The sequence below is a fragment of the Microbacterium sp. genome, from assembly GCF_026393345.1.
GTDB lineage: Bacteria > Actinomycetota > Actinomycetes > Actinomycetales > Microbacteriaceae > Microbacterium.
Genome location: NZ_JAPLAI010000028.1, coordinates 61871 through 78308, shown reverse-complemented (window position 1 = coordinate 78308; position 16438 = coordinate 61871). Strand labels below are relative to the sequence as shown.

Below are 16438 nucleotides of genomic sequence, written 5' to 3'. Positions count from 1 at the left end.
CCTGCAGGAGGGACGCTCGGTCATCCCCAAGTCGGTGACGCCGGCCCGCATCGCCGAGAACTTCGACGTGTTCGGGTTCGAGCTCACGCAGGAGGAGCTGGCACGCATCGACGCCCTCGACACCGGCGTCCGCGGCGGACCGGACCCGGCCGACGTGACGCTCGAGGCGTTCGGACGCCCGATCCCGGAGGCGTGACCCATGGAATACCGCACCCTCGGACGCACCGGCGTCTCCGTCAGCTCCCTGTGCTTGGGCACCATGATGTTCGGCCCCTGGGGCAACGACGACCCTGCCGACTCCATCCGCGTCATCCATCGCGCCCTCGACGCGGGCATCACGTTCGTGGATACGGCGGACGTCTACTCGGACGGTGAGTCCGAGCGCATCGTCGGCGAGGCCCTGAAGGGCCGGCGCCACGACGTCGTGCTGGCGACGAAGTTCTTCATGCCGATGGGCGACGACCTCAACCACCGTGGCGGCTCGCGCCGATGGATCCTGCGCGCCGTCGAGGACTCGCTGCGCCGACTGCAGACCGACTACATCGACCTGTACCAGGTGCATCGCCCGTCGACGGACACGGATGTCGAGGAGACGCTCGGTGCGCTCACTGATCTCGTCCATCAGGGGAAGGTGCGCTACATCGGCTCGTCCTCCTATGCGGCGAGCCAGATCGTCGAGGCGCAGTGGACGGCGCGTGAGCGGAATCTCCAGCGTTTCGTGACCGAGCAGCCGCCGTACTCGATGCTGGTGCGCGGCATCGAAGAGGACGTGCTGCCGACCGCGCGTCGTCACGGCATGGGCATCCTCACATACAGCCCGCTGGCCGGCGGGTGGTTGTCGGGCCGGTGGCGGAAGGCGGCCGCATCCGCCCCCACCTCGTCCGCCCGGCCGCCCGCTCGATTCGACATGTCGCTTCCGGCCAACCAGCGAAAACTCGACGTCGTGGAGAACCTGGCGCAGCTCGCCGACGAGGCGGGCATCAGCCTCATCGACCTGGCCATCGCGTTCGTCATCCGCCACCCGGCCGTCACCTCGGCGATCATCGGACCACGCACGATGGCGCAGCTGGAGTCCCAGCTGCCGGCGGCGGAGGTCACGGTGAGCGAGGAGCTGCTCGACCGGATCGACGCCGTGATCGCCCCCGGCGTCACCCTCAACCCGGAGGACAACAGCTACGGCGTCGTAGAGCTCGCGGCACCGGCGCGACGGCGCTGAGACCGTCACTCAGCCAGAGGGGTGTGGGGCCCCGCGTATCCGGATCCCGGCACCCTTGACCCCTGCGCCCGACGCGTTGGTCAGTCGTCGACGCGAATGCCGAAGTGCTCCGCGAACATGCCCGCCATCGCGGCGAGCTGCGGGCTCGATAGGACGGCGCCGCGGAGGCCTTCCGGGCCGTCGAGGCCGTCGAACCGCAGCCCGCGCAGGTCCAGGTGCCGCACCGATGAGCGGGCGAGGGTGAGCTTGCCTGCGGTGCAGTCCTCGAACGCCATCCGGGACACGTCGGCGCCGGTGAGGTCGAGCTCGTCGAACGTGCAGTCGCGGAACACGACGTCGCGCAGCCGTGCCGAACGGAAGTTCACCCAGCCGAGCTTGGATGCGGACACGACCAGCTGCTCGAGCCGGGTGTCGGACAGGTCGGCGGAGCCGAACCGCGACCGGTGGATCTCGACGTTCCGCAGCGACGCGCGGTCGGCGCGCAGCACGGGCGCGTTGAGGTTCTCGATGCGGGTCTGCGCGAACGAGGCGTCCCGGAGGCGCGTGTCGTGCGCCGTCCAGCCGTCCAGCGCGCACTCCAGGAACGAAACACCCGCGAGGTCGTCGCCCGACACGTCCCGTGGACCGAAGTGCCGGCCGTCGTAGTCGCCGTGGGCGCGGATCGGGGCGTCGTCCGCCTCCGGGAGCCCCTCGAGCCGCAGCGGCGAGATCCGAGGTTTCTCCACTCCGATGGTGCGCACGAGGTCCGAGTCTAAGCGGCCACCGGATGCGGCTCGCCCTACCGGATCACCGCGGCGACCGCGCTGATCTCGACGAGCGCGCCCGGCACCCCGAGGCCGGCGACGCGCGCGGCCGTGACCAGGCCGGGCTCCTCGGCGGCGAGGTCACCGGCGATCGCGCCGTAGCCGGCACCCAAGTCGACGCCGTCGACGAAGAGCACAGTCCACTGCACGACGTCGGCGAGCGTCGCGCCGGCGGCGGCGAGCGCGGTCGTGACGTTCTGCAGAGCGCGGACGGACTGGGTGGCGACATCACCGTCACCGATGAGGGCGCCGTGCGCATCGACGGCGTTCTGACCGCCGACATAGATGGTGGTGGCACCGGGCGGCACAACCGCGACATGGCTGAAGGCCGGGCTGACGATGAGCCCGGCCGGCCGGAGGCGCTGGATCTCTGTCATGCCGATACCGTGCCACCACGCATCGACATCGGGAAGCCCCGACCGCCTGCCGACCCCGGGCGGAGACGGCTCAGGATGCGGCGCCCTCGGCGCCGAGCACCCGCAGCAGTTCCACGAGCTGCTCGCGCTGCTCGCTCGAGAGCGCGTCCAGCATCCGCACCTCGGCGGCGACGAGCTCGCGCATGGCCCGTTCGGCGACGGCCCTGCCCTCCGGGGTGATCCGCACGATGCGGCTGCGGGTGTCGTCCGGGTTCCACCGCCGCGCGACGAATCCCCGCTGCTCCAGCCGTTCGGTGCGGTTGGCCATGGTCGCCGACGGCGTGCGGGTCAGGGCTCCCAGTTCCGACGGGGTCGAGGTGCCGCGCGGCGCCACGCAGAGGCTCGACAGGATCTCGAACTCGCCCGTCTCGAGTCCGGCACGCTCGAATGCCCGTGCCCGCTCGACCTGTAGGGCCTGACCGAGCCGCCGCATCCGCGAGAAGACCTCCAGCGGCGAGAAGTCGAGATCGGGGAGTTCATGCTTCCACGCCGAGATGACGAGGTCGACCTCGCCGGTCACGGCGTCCGAACCCTGTCGCCGATACGGCATGCGACCTCCTCCTTTCCGCTCGACGATCGCGCGACGCGCACACCGGATGCGGCCGCGACCGCCACAGTACCGCCCGGGCACCGGTCGAGGTCAGCGGTGGACGGTTATGCTCGCCATGCGGTCGTGGGGACCGCGCGGGGGTGACCGGCGGCAGCGCCGGGCAGAAACGGCGCGGAACGCGCCGAGGGGGACGGTCAACATTGGACCCGACACGACGCGGCCCGCACCGGCTGCAGCGGGGCGCACGTCTCGCGCTGATCATCGCCGCCGTGGCGGCCGTGCTGGTCACCGGCGGCCTCGCGGTGTGGTTGTTCGTTCTCACCCCGCCCGCTCCCGCCTCGGACGCGGCGACGGGGACCCCGACGCCCGCGGCATCCTCGACACCGAGTCCCACCCCACTCACGCCTGCCGAGACGCTCCTCGCGACCACCGGTGACCCGAACACCTGCGCCGTCGGGTTCGCCGGCGACGGCATCACCGACGGCCCGACCCTGCAGACCCAGGGGACCCGGTACGCGGCGCTGCCCCTCCCGTCCCGACCCGGTGCGGTGTTCGCCGGCTGGTACCCGACCCCGGAAGCGGCGAGCGCCCTGGATGCCGCCGCACGCGTCAACGGCGCGGACCTCGTGACATGCACCGACCGGCAGGCGACGCTGTACGGCGCGTGGACCACGCCGGAGGTGCTCGCCGCCGCCGACGTCGCGGTGCCGATCCTGATGTACCACCAGTTCACGACGAACCCGGCGGGCGAGAACTCCTCGTTGAAGCTGAACTACATCTACACCGGCGACTTCGACGCGCAGATGGCCTACCTCGCCGACACCGGCACGTACCTGCCCACCTGGGACGAACTAGCCGCGTTCATCGACGGCCATCTCTTACTGCCGGCCCGGTCGGCCATCATCACCGATGACGACGCGGATCGCACCTGGCTCGAACTCGGCGTCCCGATCATCGATGCGCACCGGGTACTCGCCACCTCGTTCGTCATCACCAAGTGGCGGAGCGAACCCACGCCCTCCGTCTGGGTGCAGCAGCGCTCGCACACCCACGACATGCACGAGGCCGGCGCGAACGGCGAGGGCCGGATGGTCAACTGGAGCGCCGCGGAGATCGCCGCCGACCTGACCACGTCAGCCCAGATCCTCGGCGCGGCCGAGGTCGTCGCGTACCCGTTCGGCCACTACAACGACACCGCGAAGGCCGGGGTGAGCGCGGCAGGCTTCGAGCTGGCCCGCACGATCGAGCAGGGCTACGTCCGAGTTGGCACGGACAAGCTCGCCCTCCCGTGCATCCGCGTCAACTACGGCACGACCCTGGCACAGTTCGTCGCGGCCGTCGGCTGAGACGGCGGCGGCGGCCGCACCGCCCGGCGAACCGAGCGTGCGACCGCCGCCCCCCGCATCCGGGGTCAGAGGGTACGCGCTCCTCGCCGTCGCACAACGAACAGCCCCGCGCCGACTGCGAGAATGAGGGCTCCGCCCAGTCCGAGCAGCAGCGTGCCGCGGGCGTCGCCGCCGGTGGCGCTCAGCCCGTTCTTGGTCGTGGCGGTCCCCGGGAGCTCTACGACACCCGCATCCCAGGTGGGGTCGATGCCGTGGAGCGCCCGCACGTGGGCGGCGGCATAGTCCGCAGCCTTCACGAGCTGCGGGTTGGCCGCGTCGAGGGTGATGACCCCGGTCGTGCCGGTGCGCCGCTCCGCGTCCGAGTCGAGCGTGACGTCGCCGCCGCGCAACGTCTCGGTGAACCGGTACTGCGCCGCCTGCGCCGCGGTCAACGTGAACGTCACGGTGTACCGCCCCTCCGGCAGCAGGTCGAACAGGTACTGTCCATCCGCGTCGGTCGTGGTGTCGGCCACGACCGCACCGGATGCGGCGTCGCGCAGCTGCACGGCGACACCCGCGAGCCTCGGCTCGCTCGCATCCTGCACGCCGTCACGGTCCTGGTCGATCCACACCACGTCGCCGATCGCGTAGAGCGAGGCGGGCGTGTCGAAGAACGTCACCGGCGCCGAGCTGCCGTCGGCGCGGATCGTGGCGACGACCTGCGCAGACGACGTCTCATAGCCCGCAGGTGCGACCTGCTCAGTGACGATGTACCGGCCTGACGGGATCGCGGTCGGATGCGCCGGATCGACGGGGATCACGATGGCGCGATCCGTGCCCCCGGGGCCGGCGACCATCAGTTGACCGTCCACCACATAGGCCCGGTCGGTCACGACGGAGCCGTCGGGGGCCGTTACCGTGAAGCGGGCATTGCGGTCGGTGATAACGATACTGTCCTGCACCGCATCCACCTTCTTGATCACGAGCGGGAACCCTGTCGACGGCGTGATGACCGCCGTCGTGTTGCCGATGCGGTTGGTGATGCTCACATCCTCGGTGAACGTGGTGACACGCACCTTGAAGTTCACCGACGTCCGCGCCCCCTGCGGCAGAGTCGTGCCCGGCTGCTGCGTGATCAGCACCGTGCCGGCCGAGCGGTCGAGCGTGGCCCGCAGGTTCGCCCCCATGTCGATCGTGGTCCCCGGCGTGACGGTGCCGGCATCGACGGCCGCATCAGCCACGAACCCGACGAGCTCCATGCCGGACGGAAGCGTGTCGAGGATGTCGAGGATGGGGATCCCGAAGTAGTCCCCGTGCGAGATGAGATCGACCCGGTAGATGAACTCGTCGGAGACCAGGTCCCCGTCGGCGTCGAGCTCCGCCCGGAGACCCGTCGTCCATTCACCGTTGCCGGCGTAGACCCGCTTGGCGATCTCGAGCTCGTCGCCATAGGAGGATGCGGACGCTGACGCCTGCGACGTCCAGGTGTAGACCTGGGTGCCGCTGCCCTCGATGCGGGCACTGTTGGAGACGTCGATGGACTCCCGGCCGAGGAGCGCCTCGGTCGGGATCGTGACGGTGAACACCAGGCGTCCGGTCAGCGCCCCGGTCGTGGCGGGTCGGGATGCGGCGGGCAGATTCGCACCGAACGTGGGCGAGAGGCCGAAGACGAGTTCGCCTCCCACCATCTCGAGGATGAAGTCGGAACCGCTGAGGCCGCTCACGCCGGCATACGACCCGGTGATCGTCGAGGCGATGCCCGCGAGGTCGCTCGTGTTGAACACCCCGAGGTCGATCTCATCGATGATCTTCGAGGTGCGAAGGTCCGGCACCGCGCCCGCGGCGATGGTGAAGGTGAACGGCACCGCGACCACGGCACCGCGCGGCAGCTGCCCGAGGGTGCCCACCGTTTTGGAGAACTCGCTCGGGTCGTTGATGACGCTGCCCGGAGGCTTGGGCACGACGAGCGTGTCGACGACGGTCGACCTGTCGGTCGTCGAACTACCGGGGTAGACGAGGTAGGCGACGTTGGTCACGGTGTGGATGCTCACGACCTGCGGGCGGCTGGTCCCGGGCGTCGTGGTGGGCAGCCCGACGATCGTGCTGATCTGTGCCCGCGCGGTGAACGTGTACGTGGCCGAGGTGTCCCGGCCGATGTTGATCTCGAGCTTCTGCCCGTCGGCTGAGAGCCGGTAGGCGCCCACGAATGCGTCGCTCGCGAAGTCGGTGTCGCTGGTGGTGGCCGGCACGGAACGCAGGGTCAGCGATCCGGATACCAGTGTGAGGAAGGCTCCGGTCTTCCACTGGAGCTGGGCTGGCAGCGTGTCGCGGACGATGACGTTGCCGGTGAGCTCGTGCGCCGTGTTCTCGAATCCGGCCCAGGGCCGCAGGTCCGCGGCGAGCGTGTAGGTCACGTCGAGCGGCGCGGTGAGGTCGCCGTTCGTGCCGAGGGTGATCGACGTGTCGCCCGCGAGGCTCGACGTCTTCACGATCGTGCGGCCGAGCGCGGGTGCCGGGTCGCCCGCGATACTGCCACCGATGGACACTGAGGAGTCCACGGTCACGCCGCCGATGACGGCCGCGTTCGGGAGCGGGATGGAGAACGATCCGCCGGTGGCCGGGTCGATCGCATCCGCCTTCGCCTGCAGCGCAGCGGTGAGGTCGCCGATGCGGTCGGACCGGACGTGCGCGGTGTAGCTGATCGTGAGGGACGAGGCGGCGGGCAGCTGCACACCCGTGAGCGTGGCGGTCTGGCCGCTGACGGCGATCGCGGGCAGCGGGAAGGAGGACACCGTCTTGTTCAGACCGTGCGCGTCCCATGTCGTGAGGGTCGCCGAGAATGACGTCTGATCGTGGGAGAGGAACCCGTCGATCGTGTCGGTGATGGTGACGGTTCGCGCGGTCGCGGAGGTGATCGTGAGCGTGTATGGGATCGCGATGCCGGTCACGGCGGGACTCACGCTGACCGTTCCGTTCGCGTCGACCGTGACGGCGGAGTTGAGGTTCACCGAACCGTGGCTCTTGGCTTGCCCGTCGGTGATGCCTGGCTGGAACACGTCACCGGGATTCTTCACGATGATCGTGGTCGTCGTGGGGACACCGTTGAGCTGCCACGTCACGTCGCGGAGTTCGCTGTGCGTCGCGGCGGCGGTGAACGTGAAGTGGAACCCGATCATGCCCTGCGCGATCGAGGTGTCGGGTTCCGCCTTGAAGGTCACCACGAGATCGGCGCCGACGTATCCGACCGAGTCGATCACCGTGTTGCCGGCCGGCACACCACTCGGGAAGGTCACGCCCTGCGGAACTGTGATGGTGGCGGTCCCACCCGGGGTGATCTTGCTGGCGTCATAGCGGAGGACGGCTTCATAGGTCTTCCCCGGCTCGACGACGGGGGTCCCGCCGTAGGTGTCCGTGCCGTAGTTGACGCTGAGGTACACCCCTCCGGTTTCGGCCGCGGCGGCGGGCGCCGGGACGTGTAGGCCCACCGCCACCAGCATGATCGCTGCCGTGGCGGCGAGGAGAACGCGCCATCGCCGAGGTCGGGCGAGGGCGTGCGGGAGAGACGGAGTCCGGGGCATGACGATCCTTCGGCAGGTGCGCGCGATCGACCGGCCGAGGTCCGGTTCGAGGGTGCGCGAATGGAGGCCCTCAGGGCAGAGGACCGCGGCGTGCGCTCTCGAAACGGGTGTTTCGGGCAGGGATACGAGTCAGGGTCGGATCCTGCGAGCACGAGCGGGAGGGAGAGACGTCTTCAGAGAGAGGTCCGGAGAGGAACCCGCTCGGGCGCCGCACTCAGCCTGCGCGCCCCGCCACAGGGAATCGGTCGATCGCCACAAGGACGACGCAAGATCACCGCAAGATCACCGCAAGATTGCGGCGCGGGCGCTCAGAGCTCGCCGGGCGAGAGCGCCTGACGGTCGAGCTCCTCGACGAACTCGCGTGCCGGCGACGTGGCGCGCCCCGCACGACGTGGTGCGTAGACGACCAGGGAGTGGAAGAGGAAACGCACGACGAACGCGACGATGAGCGTGAGACCGGTCGCGATGACGACCGAGATGTGCCAGCTGGAGATCAGCAGCGCCGTGAGGGGGATTCGCACGATCAACTCGGCGTTGTTGAAGGCGAATGACTTCCCGAAGCGGCTGAGGACACCCGCAGCCTCGGCCCGCATGTCCTGGAAGACGAACCGCTCCTGCAACAGGAAGTTCGCGAGGATCGTCGTCTCGGCCGCGATGATCATGGCGGGAACATCCGGCATCCCGAGCCGCGACAGCAGCCAGACGATGGCGAGGTTGGCGACCGCCCCGCCGGCGCCGATGAGGGCGAACACCGACATCTTGCCGAAGCGCAGCGCGGTCAGCTGCACGAGCAGTTCCGCGCCCTGCCGGAGTGACGCCTTCGACCGGCCGGCGTGGCGGGTCGCGAAGTCGAAGGGGATCTCCGCCACCCGCAACGGCTGCCGGGCGAGGATCTCGAGGAGGATCTTGAACCCGCGCGGCATGAGGCGTTCGACGTCGATGGCCCGGCGGTCGATGAGGAAGAACCCGGTCATCGGGTCGGTGACCTCGCGCAACCGAATGGGGAACATCGCCTTGGTGAGCAGGGTGGAGCCACGTGAGGCGAGCACACGCGATCCGTCGCTGAGTCCGCCGGCGGTGCCGTCGCCGGCGTACCGCGACGCCACGACGATGTCCACGTCGCCGCGGCGGTGACGCGCCACCAGGCGCGCGATGTCCTCGGGCGGATGCTGCAGATCACCGTCCATGACGATGCAGATGTCGGACGAGGCGGCGGCGAGGCCGGCCGTGACCGCTCCGCTGAGGCCGCCGACCGGTTCGGTGCGGTGGATGACCCGGACGGGGATCTCGGCGGTGGCGGCGACCCGCTCGATGACCTGGGGGGTGTCGTCCGTGCTGTCGTCGACGAACAGAACATCGACGTCGAAGCCGTGGGCGGCCTGCGTGATCCGATCGACGAGTTCCTGCACATTCGGTGCCTCGTTGAAGGTCGGCACGACGACCGTCACCTGCATGTGCACGCCTCCGAGGACGGGATCCACCGCTCGGGGTTCGAACGACCATCCCATCGTGGCACGTCGCACGGCGGCGTTTCGAGGCCCTGGGCAACTCTTCAGCAATCCGCTAGTGAACGCGCGGGAGCGCCCGCATCCCTCACGCGGCCTTAGCCTGGGAGTATGACCACGGAGATCTCCCCCCTCACGATGTTCGGCGCCGAGTGGTGCCGCGACTGCCGACGCACCAAGGCGCAGCTCGACAGCCTCGGCGTCGCCTACGAGTACGTCGATCTCGAGGCGGACCCCGCTGCCGCGGACGTGGCGAAGGAGATCTCCGGCCGCACGAACATCCCGGTCGTCGTGTACCCGGACGCCACCCACCACGTCGAGCCGAGCAATGCCGACGTCGAGGCCAAGCTCCGCGAACTCTCCCTGATCTGACTTCCCCGCCGTCGCGTCCCGTCCCACGCGGGACGCGACCCGGTGTGCAGGTCCCGACCGGAGAGATCGTGTCGTCCCACACTCCCTCCTCCTCCGCACGGCAGAGCCGGCACGACATCCAGGGGCTGCGTGCGGTCGCCGTGATCGCCGTCGTGCTGTGCCACGCCCTCGGCTGGCCGGCAGGCGGCTTCGCCGGCGTCGACGTGTTCTTCGTCGTCTCCGGCTTCCTCATCACCGGGATGCTGCTGCGCGACGTCGCTGCCACCGGGCGGGTGCGCTTCGCCCGGTTCTACGCGGCACGCGTGCGCCGCATCCTGCCGGTCGCGTTCCTGGCGCTCGGCGTGGTCACAGGCGTCGGGTTCGCCGTCTTCAACGGACCGCGCGCCTGGCAGACCCTGTGGGATGCGGCGTGGTCCGCGGTGTTCGCGATGAACTGGCATCTCGCGATCGACGGCACCGACTATTTCGCAGCGACGGGCGCGGAGTCCCCGCTGCAGCATCTGTGGACCCTGTCCGTGGAGGAGCAGTTCTACCTCGTCTGGCCGCTGCTCGTCCTCCTGCTCGTGTTCCTCGTCCCCGCCGCGTCACGACGCGGGAGGGCGGGGCGTCTCACGGTCGGCGCGGGCGCCGCGTTGGTCGTCGCCGTGTCGCTGTGGTGGGGTGCGGCCCAGACTGCCGCGGAACCGACCGTCGCGTATTTCTCCACCGCGACGCGGGCGTGGGAGCTCGCGGCGGGCGCCGTGCTCGCCGCTGCAGTCCCCCTCTGGGCCCGCATCCCGCGGGTGCTCGGCGGTGCACTGTCGTGGCTGGGTGCGGCCGGCGTGGTGGCCTCGTTCCTGCTGCTCGACCCGCAGAGCGCGATGCCGGTACCGGCCGCCCTGCTGCCGGTGTCGGCCACCGCGCTCGTCCTCGCCGGCGGCGTCGCGGGCGACCCGCGCCACCGGCACCTCTTTCCGCTGACGAACCCGATCAGCACCTTCGTCGGTGACATGTCGTACTCGCTGTATGTGTGGCACTTCCCGGTGATCGTGTTCGCGGCCGTGCTCCTGCCGCCAGGGACGACCACCACGTACCTCGTCCTCGGGGTCATCGCGGTGGTCTCGCTCGTCTCCTATCTCGCCGTGGAGCAACCGCTGCACCGCTCGCCGTGGCTGCGCTCGTTCACCGCATCCGACCAGCCCGCGCCCGTGCCGGTTCCCGAGGAAGCCCCTGTCCCGGCGGCCCCCGCACCCGTGGCCCACCGTGCCCCGGCCCTCCCGAGCACCCGTCCGGCCGGATGGCAGCCGGGCCGCCGTTACTTCCCGGGTGCCCCCGTGATCCCGGAGGTGACGCCTCCCCTCGCCCCGCTCGCGGCGCTCGCTGCGGCACCGGATGCGGCACCGGATGCGGCGGCGCCGCTGCCCCTGCGGGCGCTCACGGCCGGCGCCCCGGCCGTGCAGGCACCGGCACCGATCGAGGCGACACCTCGCGATGCCACGGACCGCGCCGCACGCCGCAACGCCTGGGCGGCCTGGCGCGCGCGATTCGCCCCGCAAGCGGCGGGCGCCGGCGTCGGCCTCCTGATCGCCGCGGGCGCCGTGGTGCTCGCGCTGCAACTGACGACCGGAACGTCGATCCTGCCGCAGATCGACCTGCCCACGGCGGACACCGGTGCCGACGAGACCACCGGTGCCCTCGCCGCTCTGCAGGAGGAACTCGCGAATGCCGCCGGGGCCACCAGCTGGCCGGACCTCAGCCCCTCGATGGAGTCGGTGCTCGTGACGGGCTCGGCGGACAACCCGGCACGCGACTGCTTCTCCCCGAACGTCGAACCGGACATCGCCGCCTGCACCTGGGGGTCGGCGGACGCCCCGGTCCACCTGTACCTGGTGGGGGATTCCACCGCCATGGCGTATGCCCCCGCGTTCCGGAAGATCGCCGACGACAGTGGCGGTGGGGTGCGCATCACCACGGTCGGGCTCTACGGCTGCCGGTTCACCGATGTGCTCATCTCGAACGACGGTGCCGGGGTCATGGCTGCATGCCCGGCACGGAAGGACATGATCGCCGACGCGATCCGCGCCGATGCTCCCGACGCCGTCATCGTCTCGAACGCCTTCACGCTAGGCCACACCGTCGAGGGCCGTGACATGTCGGCCGAGGCGCTGGCGGCATCCGTGCAGACCGAGACCGACGGCTACGGCCTTCCCGGACGCATCGTGTACCTGTCGCCGCCCCCGGAGGGCATACCGCCGAGCGTGTGCTTCTCCCCCGCGACCGGTCCCGACGCCTGCCTGTCCGGTGTCGATCAGACCTGGCGCGACCTGCTCGCCACGACCGGCGCGGCCGCGGCCGCGACCGCGACCGGTGACCGCGTCATCGACGCCGTGCTGCTGGGGTGCTGGCAGGATGTCTGCCCGGCCTTCGCCGGGAACACTCCGGTGCGCTACGACCAGACGCACATCACGGTCGCCTACGCCGAGAAGATCGCCCCCGCGCTCCGCGAGGAGCTGGTCGCCGCGGGCGTCCTCTGACTGCAGTGCCAGAGGCGGCCGGTCGTGTCAAGCACGGGCGGTGAAACGCCTGGTCGTCGCATGATCCCAGTGGACCCCTCGCCCACCCCCGGGGCAGGTCCGTCAGGAGCATCGTGACGCTGAGTGAACTGCTGCCCGCGCCGTCCGGCGACGGCGCCGATTCTGTCTCGGGACGCGGTGACGTCCGTGTCGCGTCCATCCCCGCATCCCATGTGTATGTCGAGCATCTGCTGCCGACGTCACCCGCCCCCTCGCACACCCGGGTGATCCGCCTGGCCGACCCCGACCCGGACGAGCCCGGCCGCTCGGCTGTGTCGCGGTGGTGGCCTCCCGCCATGCTCGAGCCGGAGTGGGTGCGCAGCCATGACGATTTCGACGTGTTCCACATCCAGTTCGGTTTCGACGCGCGCACCCCGGACGAGCTGCGCGCACTCGTGGCCGCCCTGCGGGAGTCCGGCAAGCCGCTGGTCTACACGGTGCACGATCTCAGGAATCCCCACCATCCCTCGCGTGACCTGCACGACGCCCAGTTGGACGTCCTCATCCCCGCCGCCGACGCGGTGATCACCCTGACCCGCGGAGCCGCGGACGAGATCCACCGCCGCTGGGGCCGGGAAGCTCTCGTGCTGCCGCATCCGCACGTCGTGGAGCTCGATCGGATGCGTCGGGCGCCTCGCCGGCGTGCCGGTGACACCTTCCGGATCGGCGTCCACGTCAAGAGCCTTCGCGCGAACATGAACCCCCTGCCGGTGCTGCGCGTGCTCAGGGATGTCGTCCGGAGCCTCCCGGGGGCCGTCCTGCAGGTGAACGGGCACCGGGACGTGCTGGAGCCCGACGGCGCGCATCGCGACAGCGAACTCGCCGACTTCCTCCACGTCATGAACCGACGCGGTGCTCTGGACCTGCGCGTGCACGATTTCCTTCCCGACGACGAGCTCTGGGACTACCTCGAGTCCCTCGACGTGTCCGTGCTGCCGTACCGATTCGGCACCCATTCCGGCTGGCTGGAGGCGTGCCGCGACCTCGGCACCGCGGTGATCGCACCGGACTGCGGGTACTACGCCGACCAGGGTCCCGTGTTCTCCTACCGTCATGGGGAGGGTGGGCTGGACGAGACCTCGCTCGCCGACGCTGTCCTTGCCGCGTATGAGGAGGGCGCACCGCACCCGCTCTCACCGATCGCCCGCGCCGCGCAGCGCGACTGGATCGCCGCCGAGCACGCGGCGCTGTACGACAGGTTGCGCCGATGACGGGACTGCGGATCTGCCTGATCGCCTCGAGCCGTTTCCCCATTGCGGAGCCCTTCGCCGGGGGCCTCGAAGCCCACACCCACTCACTCGCCGCTGCGCTGATCGCCCGCGGCCACGAGGTGACGCTGTTCGCCGCAGCCGGGTCCGATCCGGCCTTGCCGGCGGAGGCTCTCGAGGTCGACGACTTCCTCCCCACCGCCGGCGCCCGCCGCGACATCTCCGCCGCCCCCGACGTCTTCATGCGCGACCACCACGCCTACCTCTCGTTGATGCTCGACCTGCAGCGCACGGGACACCGCCGCTTCGACATCGTGCACAACAACTGCCTGCACCATCTGCCCGTCGCGATGGCGCCCGCGCTGGATATCCCGCTGGTCACGACGCTGCACACGCCACCGACCCCGTGGCTGGAGTCGGCGATGCGGCTCGCGGGCGCCGCGACCACGGTGATCGCCGTCAGCGAGGCGACCGCGACGCAGTGGGCGGACACCATCCGGGCGGAGGTGATCCGCAACGGGGTCGACGTCCGCGAGTGGGCCGCCGGATCGGGTGGGACGGCGGCGGTCTGGTTCGGCAGGATCGTGCCGGAGAAGGGCGCCCATCTCGCGATCGATGCGGCGCGCACCGCGGGCATGGATCTGGTCCTCGCCGGGCCTCGGCACGATCCGTCCTACTTCGATCAAGAGATCGCGCCGCGCCTCGGACCGGACGTCCGCTACGCCGGGCATCTGAGCGGCGAACCCCTCAGACAGCTCGTGCGTTCGTCCCGCGTGGCCGTGGTGACCCCGTGCTGGGATGAACCGTACGGGCTCGTGGCGGCGGAGGCGATGGCCTGCGGCACGCCGGTCGCCGCGTTCGATCGCGGCGGCCTGGCCGAGATCGTGACGCCCGGCAGCGGACGCCTCGCCGCGCCGGGCGACGTCCCCGCGTTGGCCGCGGCCATGCTGGCGGCGGGGCGACTTCCTCGCGAGGGGGTACGGCGGCATGCCGAGACGCAGCTGTCGATCGAGCGGATGGTCGACGAGTACGAAGATCTCTACCTGTCGCTGACCCGCATGCGTGCCGCCGCGTGATCGGGTACTACATCCACCATCACGGCGCCGGGCACCTCACCCGGGCGATCGCGGTGGCGAAGGCGTGCACGACGACCGTGACGGGGCTGTCGTCGCTGCCCCGCCCGGCGCAGTGGGACGGTCCGTGGATCGACCTGCCGATGGACGACGGGGATGCGGCGGCCGATGTGGACGCCCATGAGCGTCTGCACTGGGTGCCGATCAGCAGTGCCGGGCTCGCCGACCGGATGGCGGCGGTGGCCGCCTGGATCGCCGCCGCCCGACCGACCGCGTTCGTGGCCGATGTGTCGGTCGAGGTGTCGCTGCTGGCACGCCTCCAGGGCGTCCCGGTCGTGACGATGGCACTCCCGGGTCTCCGGGCCGATGCCGCACACGCGCTCGGCTTCGACGTGTCGGCGGCGATCGTGGCGGCCTGGCCGGAGGAGGCGACCGGGACCCTCCAAGGACTCTCCCCCGCTGCCGAACGGCGGCTGCATCCGGTGGGCGCGATCTCCCGCTTCGCCCCCGAGGCGGGGACCGCTCCGCCGGGCAGGCGTGTCCTGGTCCTCGCGGGGAGAGGCGGGGACGACTTCACCGCCGAGACCGTCGCCGCCGCGGCGGCCGCGACTCCCGGATGGACGTGGCGTCACCTGGGCGGGACATCCGGCGACTGGGTGGAGGACCCGCGCGTCCTCCTCGCCGAGTCCGCCGTGATCGTCTGCGCTGCGGGGCAGAGCGCACTGGCAGATGTCGCCGCCGCACGGCGTCCAGCGATCGTCGTGCCGGGGAAGCGGCCCTTCGACGAGCAGGGGACCACGGCGCGAGTCCTGGCGCACGGGGACTGGCCGGTGATCGTGCGTCCCGCCCTCCCGGCCCACGAGGAGTGGCCCGTGTTGCTGGAGCAGGCCGCGGCCCTGGACGGTGACCGATGGGCACGATGGAACGACGGGCTCGGGGCCCAGCGCGCCGCAGACATCGTGGAACGCGTCGCCCGCGGGGAGATCCGCTGATGCGCACCGCGCTCATCACCATCGCGCATGGCCGCCATCCGCATTGGGCCACTCAGTGTGCGGCAGTGGAGCGGTCGCAGCCGCGTCCGGACGACCGCATCCTCGTCGCGATCGACGACCCCGTTCTCGCCTCCCGGGCCGACGGTGCGAGCGGTGACGTCCACGTCGTCGAGACCGCCGCGCATCCGGACGGTCTGCCGTTGGCGATGGCACGGAACACAGGTGCAGCCCGCGCCCTCGACCGCGGCGCCGACCTGCTCGTCTTCCTCGACGTGGACTGCCTTCCCGCGCCGGGCCTGTTCGCGGCGTACGCGGAGGCCGCGCAGACGCACGGGGACCGGCTGCTGTGCGGCCCGGTGACGTACCTGCCGCCGCCCCCGCCGGGCGGGTACGATCTGGCACGGCTCGCCGATCATGATGCTCCCCACCCGGAGCGTCCGGCGCCCGAACCCGGGCAGCTCGTGGACGACGACCGGCACGAGCTGTTCTGGTCGCTGTCGTTCGCTGTCACTGCGGACACGTGGACGCGGCTTGGCGGGTTCCATGAGGGATACGTCGGCTACGGCGGCGAGGACACCGATTTCGGGCAGGTCGCCGCCGCGGCGGGTGTCGGGCTCACCTGGGTCGGCGGTGCCCGCGCCTACCACCAGCACCACCCGGTCGAGTCCCCGCCGGTGCGTCATCTCGATGCCATCATGCGCAACGGTGCCCTGTTCCGGGATCGCTGGGGATGGTGGCCGATGACGGGCTGGCTGGACGACTTCGCGGCGCGAGGGCTCATCGCCCGCGACGCGCAGGGCGACTACCGGCACCTCCCGCAGCCCCCTCACTAGGCTGGACCTCCCGCA

14 protein-coding genes (1 of these 14 only partly in view) are annotated in these 16438 nt (G+C 70.8%); 9 read left to right on the top strand and 5 right to left on the bottom strand.

Going from position 1 to position 16438, the window contains the following annotated elements:
• On the top strand, positions 1-196 hold the 3' portion of the coding sequence (locus NT132_RS03405; RefSeq protein ID WP_297784776.1) for an aldo/keto reductase. 704 nt of this gene lie to the left of the window's left edge; 196 of the gene's 900 nt are visible here — the last part of the coding sequence; its start codon lies off the left edge, out of view; its stop codon occupies positions 194-196.
• A gap of 3 nt (positions 197-199) precedes the next feature.
• Positions 200-1216 carry an aldo/keto reductase gene (locus tag NT132_RS03400; protein ID WP_297784773.1) on the top strand — a complete coding sequence of 339 codons (1017 nt, stop codon included), beginning with the start codon at positions 200-202 and terminating at the stop codon, positions 1214-1216.
• 80 nt (positions 1217-1296) lie between these two features.
• On the opposite strand, the gene NT132_RS03395 is transcribed toward NT132_RS03400, so the two are convergent.
• From NT132_RS03395 to NT132_RS03385, 3 genes are all read right to left on the bottom strand, one after another.
• Entirely contained in the window at positions 1297-1956 is a 660-nt protein-coding gene (locus tag NT132_RS03395) for a pentapeptide repeat-containing protein (RefSeq protein ID WP_297784770.1), read from the bottom strand.
• Between the two features lie 38 nt (positions 1957-1994).
• The gene (locus NT132_RS03390) at positions 1995-2396 is read right to left on the bottom strand and encodes a RidA family protein (RefSeq protein ID WP_297784767.1); all 402 of its coding nucleotides are present in this window, start codon (positions 2394-2396) and stop codon (positions 1995-1997) included.
• Between the two features lie 70 nt (positions 2397-2466).
• A complete protein-coding gene (locus NT132_RS03385) occupies positions 2467-2985 on the bottom strand; it encodes a MarR family transcriptional regulator (protein ID WP_297784765.1) in 519 nt (172 codons plus the stop codon).
• A gap of 200 nt (positions 2986-3185) precedes the next feature.
• On the opposite strand from NT132_RS03385, the gene NT132_RS03380 reads away from it, so the two are divergent.
• Positions 3186-4331, top strand: a complete 1146-nt coding sequence (locus NT132_RS03380) for a polysaccharide deacetylase family protein (protein ID WP_297784763.1) — start codon at positions 3186-3188, stop codon at positions 4329-4331.
• A 65-nt stretch (positions 4332-4396) separates the two neighbouring features.
• On the opposite strand, the gene NT132_RS03375 is transcribed toward NT132_RS03380, so the two are convergent.
• Entirely contained in the window at positions 4397-7888 is a 3492-nt protein-coding gene (locus NT132_RS03375) for an SdrD B-like domain-containing protein (protein WP_297784760.1), read from the bottom strand.
• A 308-nt stretch (positions 7889-8196) separates the two neighbouring features.
• Positions 8197-9342, bottom strand: coding sequence for a glycosyltransferase family 2 protein (locus NT132_RS03370; RefSeq protein ID WP_297784819.1), 1146 nt, complete (start codon positions 9340-9342; stop codon positions 8197-8199).
• A 162-nt stretch (positions 9343-9504) separates the two neighbouring features.
• Here NT132_RS03370 and NT132_RS03365 point away from each other — a divergent pair, with 162 nt between their 5' ends.
• The 6 genes from NT132_RS03365 (at position 9505) to NT132_RS03340 (ending at position 16423) form a co-directional block, all read left to right on the top strand.
• The gene (locus NT132_RS03365; RefSeq protein WP_297784758.1) at positions 9505-9765 is read left to right on the top strand and encodes a glutaredoxin domain-containing protein; all 261 of its coding nucleotides are present in this window, start codon (positions 9505-9507) and stop codon (positions 9763-9765) included.
• 68 nt (positions 9766-9833) lie between these two features.
• The gene (locus NT132_RS03360; RefSeq protein ID WP_297784755.1) at positions 9834-12278 is read left to right on the top strand and encodes an acyltransferase family protein; all 2445 of its coding nucleotides are present in this window, start codon (positions 9834-9836) and stop codon (positions 12276-12278) included.
• 113 nt (positions 12279-12391) lie between these two features.
• Positions 12392-13528, top strand: a complete 1137-nt coding sequence (locus NT132_RS03355) for a glycosyltransferase (protein WP_297784753.1) — start codon at positions 12392-12394, stop codon at positions 13526-13528.
• A complete protein-coding gene (locus NT132_RS03350; RefSeq protein ID WP_297784750.1) occupies positions 13525-14601 on the top strand; it encodes a glycosyltransferase in 1077 nt (358 codons plus the stop codon). Before NT132_RS03355 ends, NT132_RS03350 begins: the two co-directional genes overlap by 4 nt.
• Positions 14598-15590 carry a hypothetical protein gene (locus NT132_RS03345; protein ID WP_297784747.1) on the top strand — a complete coding sequence of 331 codons (993 nt, stop codon included), beginning with the start codon at positions 14598-14600 and terminating at the stop codon, positions 15588-15590. Before NT132_RS03350 ends, NT132_RS03345 begins: the two co-directional genes overlap by 4 nt.
• Before the next feature lie 65 nt (positions 15591-15655).
• Positions 15656-16423: a galactosyltransferase-related protein gene (locus NT132_RS03340; protein WP_297784744.1), complete on the top strand. Its 768-nt coding sequence runs from the start codon at positions 15656-15658 to the stop codon at positions 16421-16423.
• Positions 16424-16438: the final 15 nt, after the last annotated feature.

Coding starts and splice junctions, on each gene's coding strand:
- NT132_RS03400 (WP_297784773.1), top strand. CDS start 200: ATGGAATACCGCACCCTCGGACGCACCGGCGTCTCCGTCAGCTCCCTG.
- NT132_RS03390 (WP_297784767.1), bottom strand. CDS start 2,396: ATGACAGAGATCCAGCGCCTCCGGCCGGCCGGGCTCATCGTCAGCCCG.
- NT132_RS03385 (WP_297784765.1), bottom strand. CDS start 2,985: ATGCCGTATCGGCGACAGGGTTCGGACGCCGTGACCGGCGAGGTCGAC.
- NT132_RS03375 (WP_297784760.1), bottom strand. CDS start 7,888: ATGCCCCGGACTCCGTCTCTCCCGCACGCCCTCGCCCGACCTCGGCGA.
- NT132_RS03370 (WP_297784819.1), bottom strand. CDS start 9,342: ATGCAGGTGACGGTCGTCGTGCCGACCTTCAACGAGGCACCGAATGTG.
- NT132_RS03365 (WP_297784758.1), top strand. CDS start 9,505: ATGACCACGGAGATCTCCCCCCTCACGATGTTCGGCGCCGAGTGGTGC.
- NT132_RS03350 (WP_297784750.1), top strand. CDS start 13,525: ATGACGGGACTGCGGATCTGCCTGATCGCCTCGAGCCGTTTCCCCATT.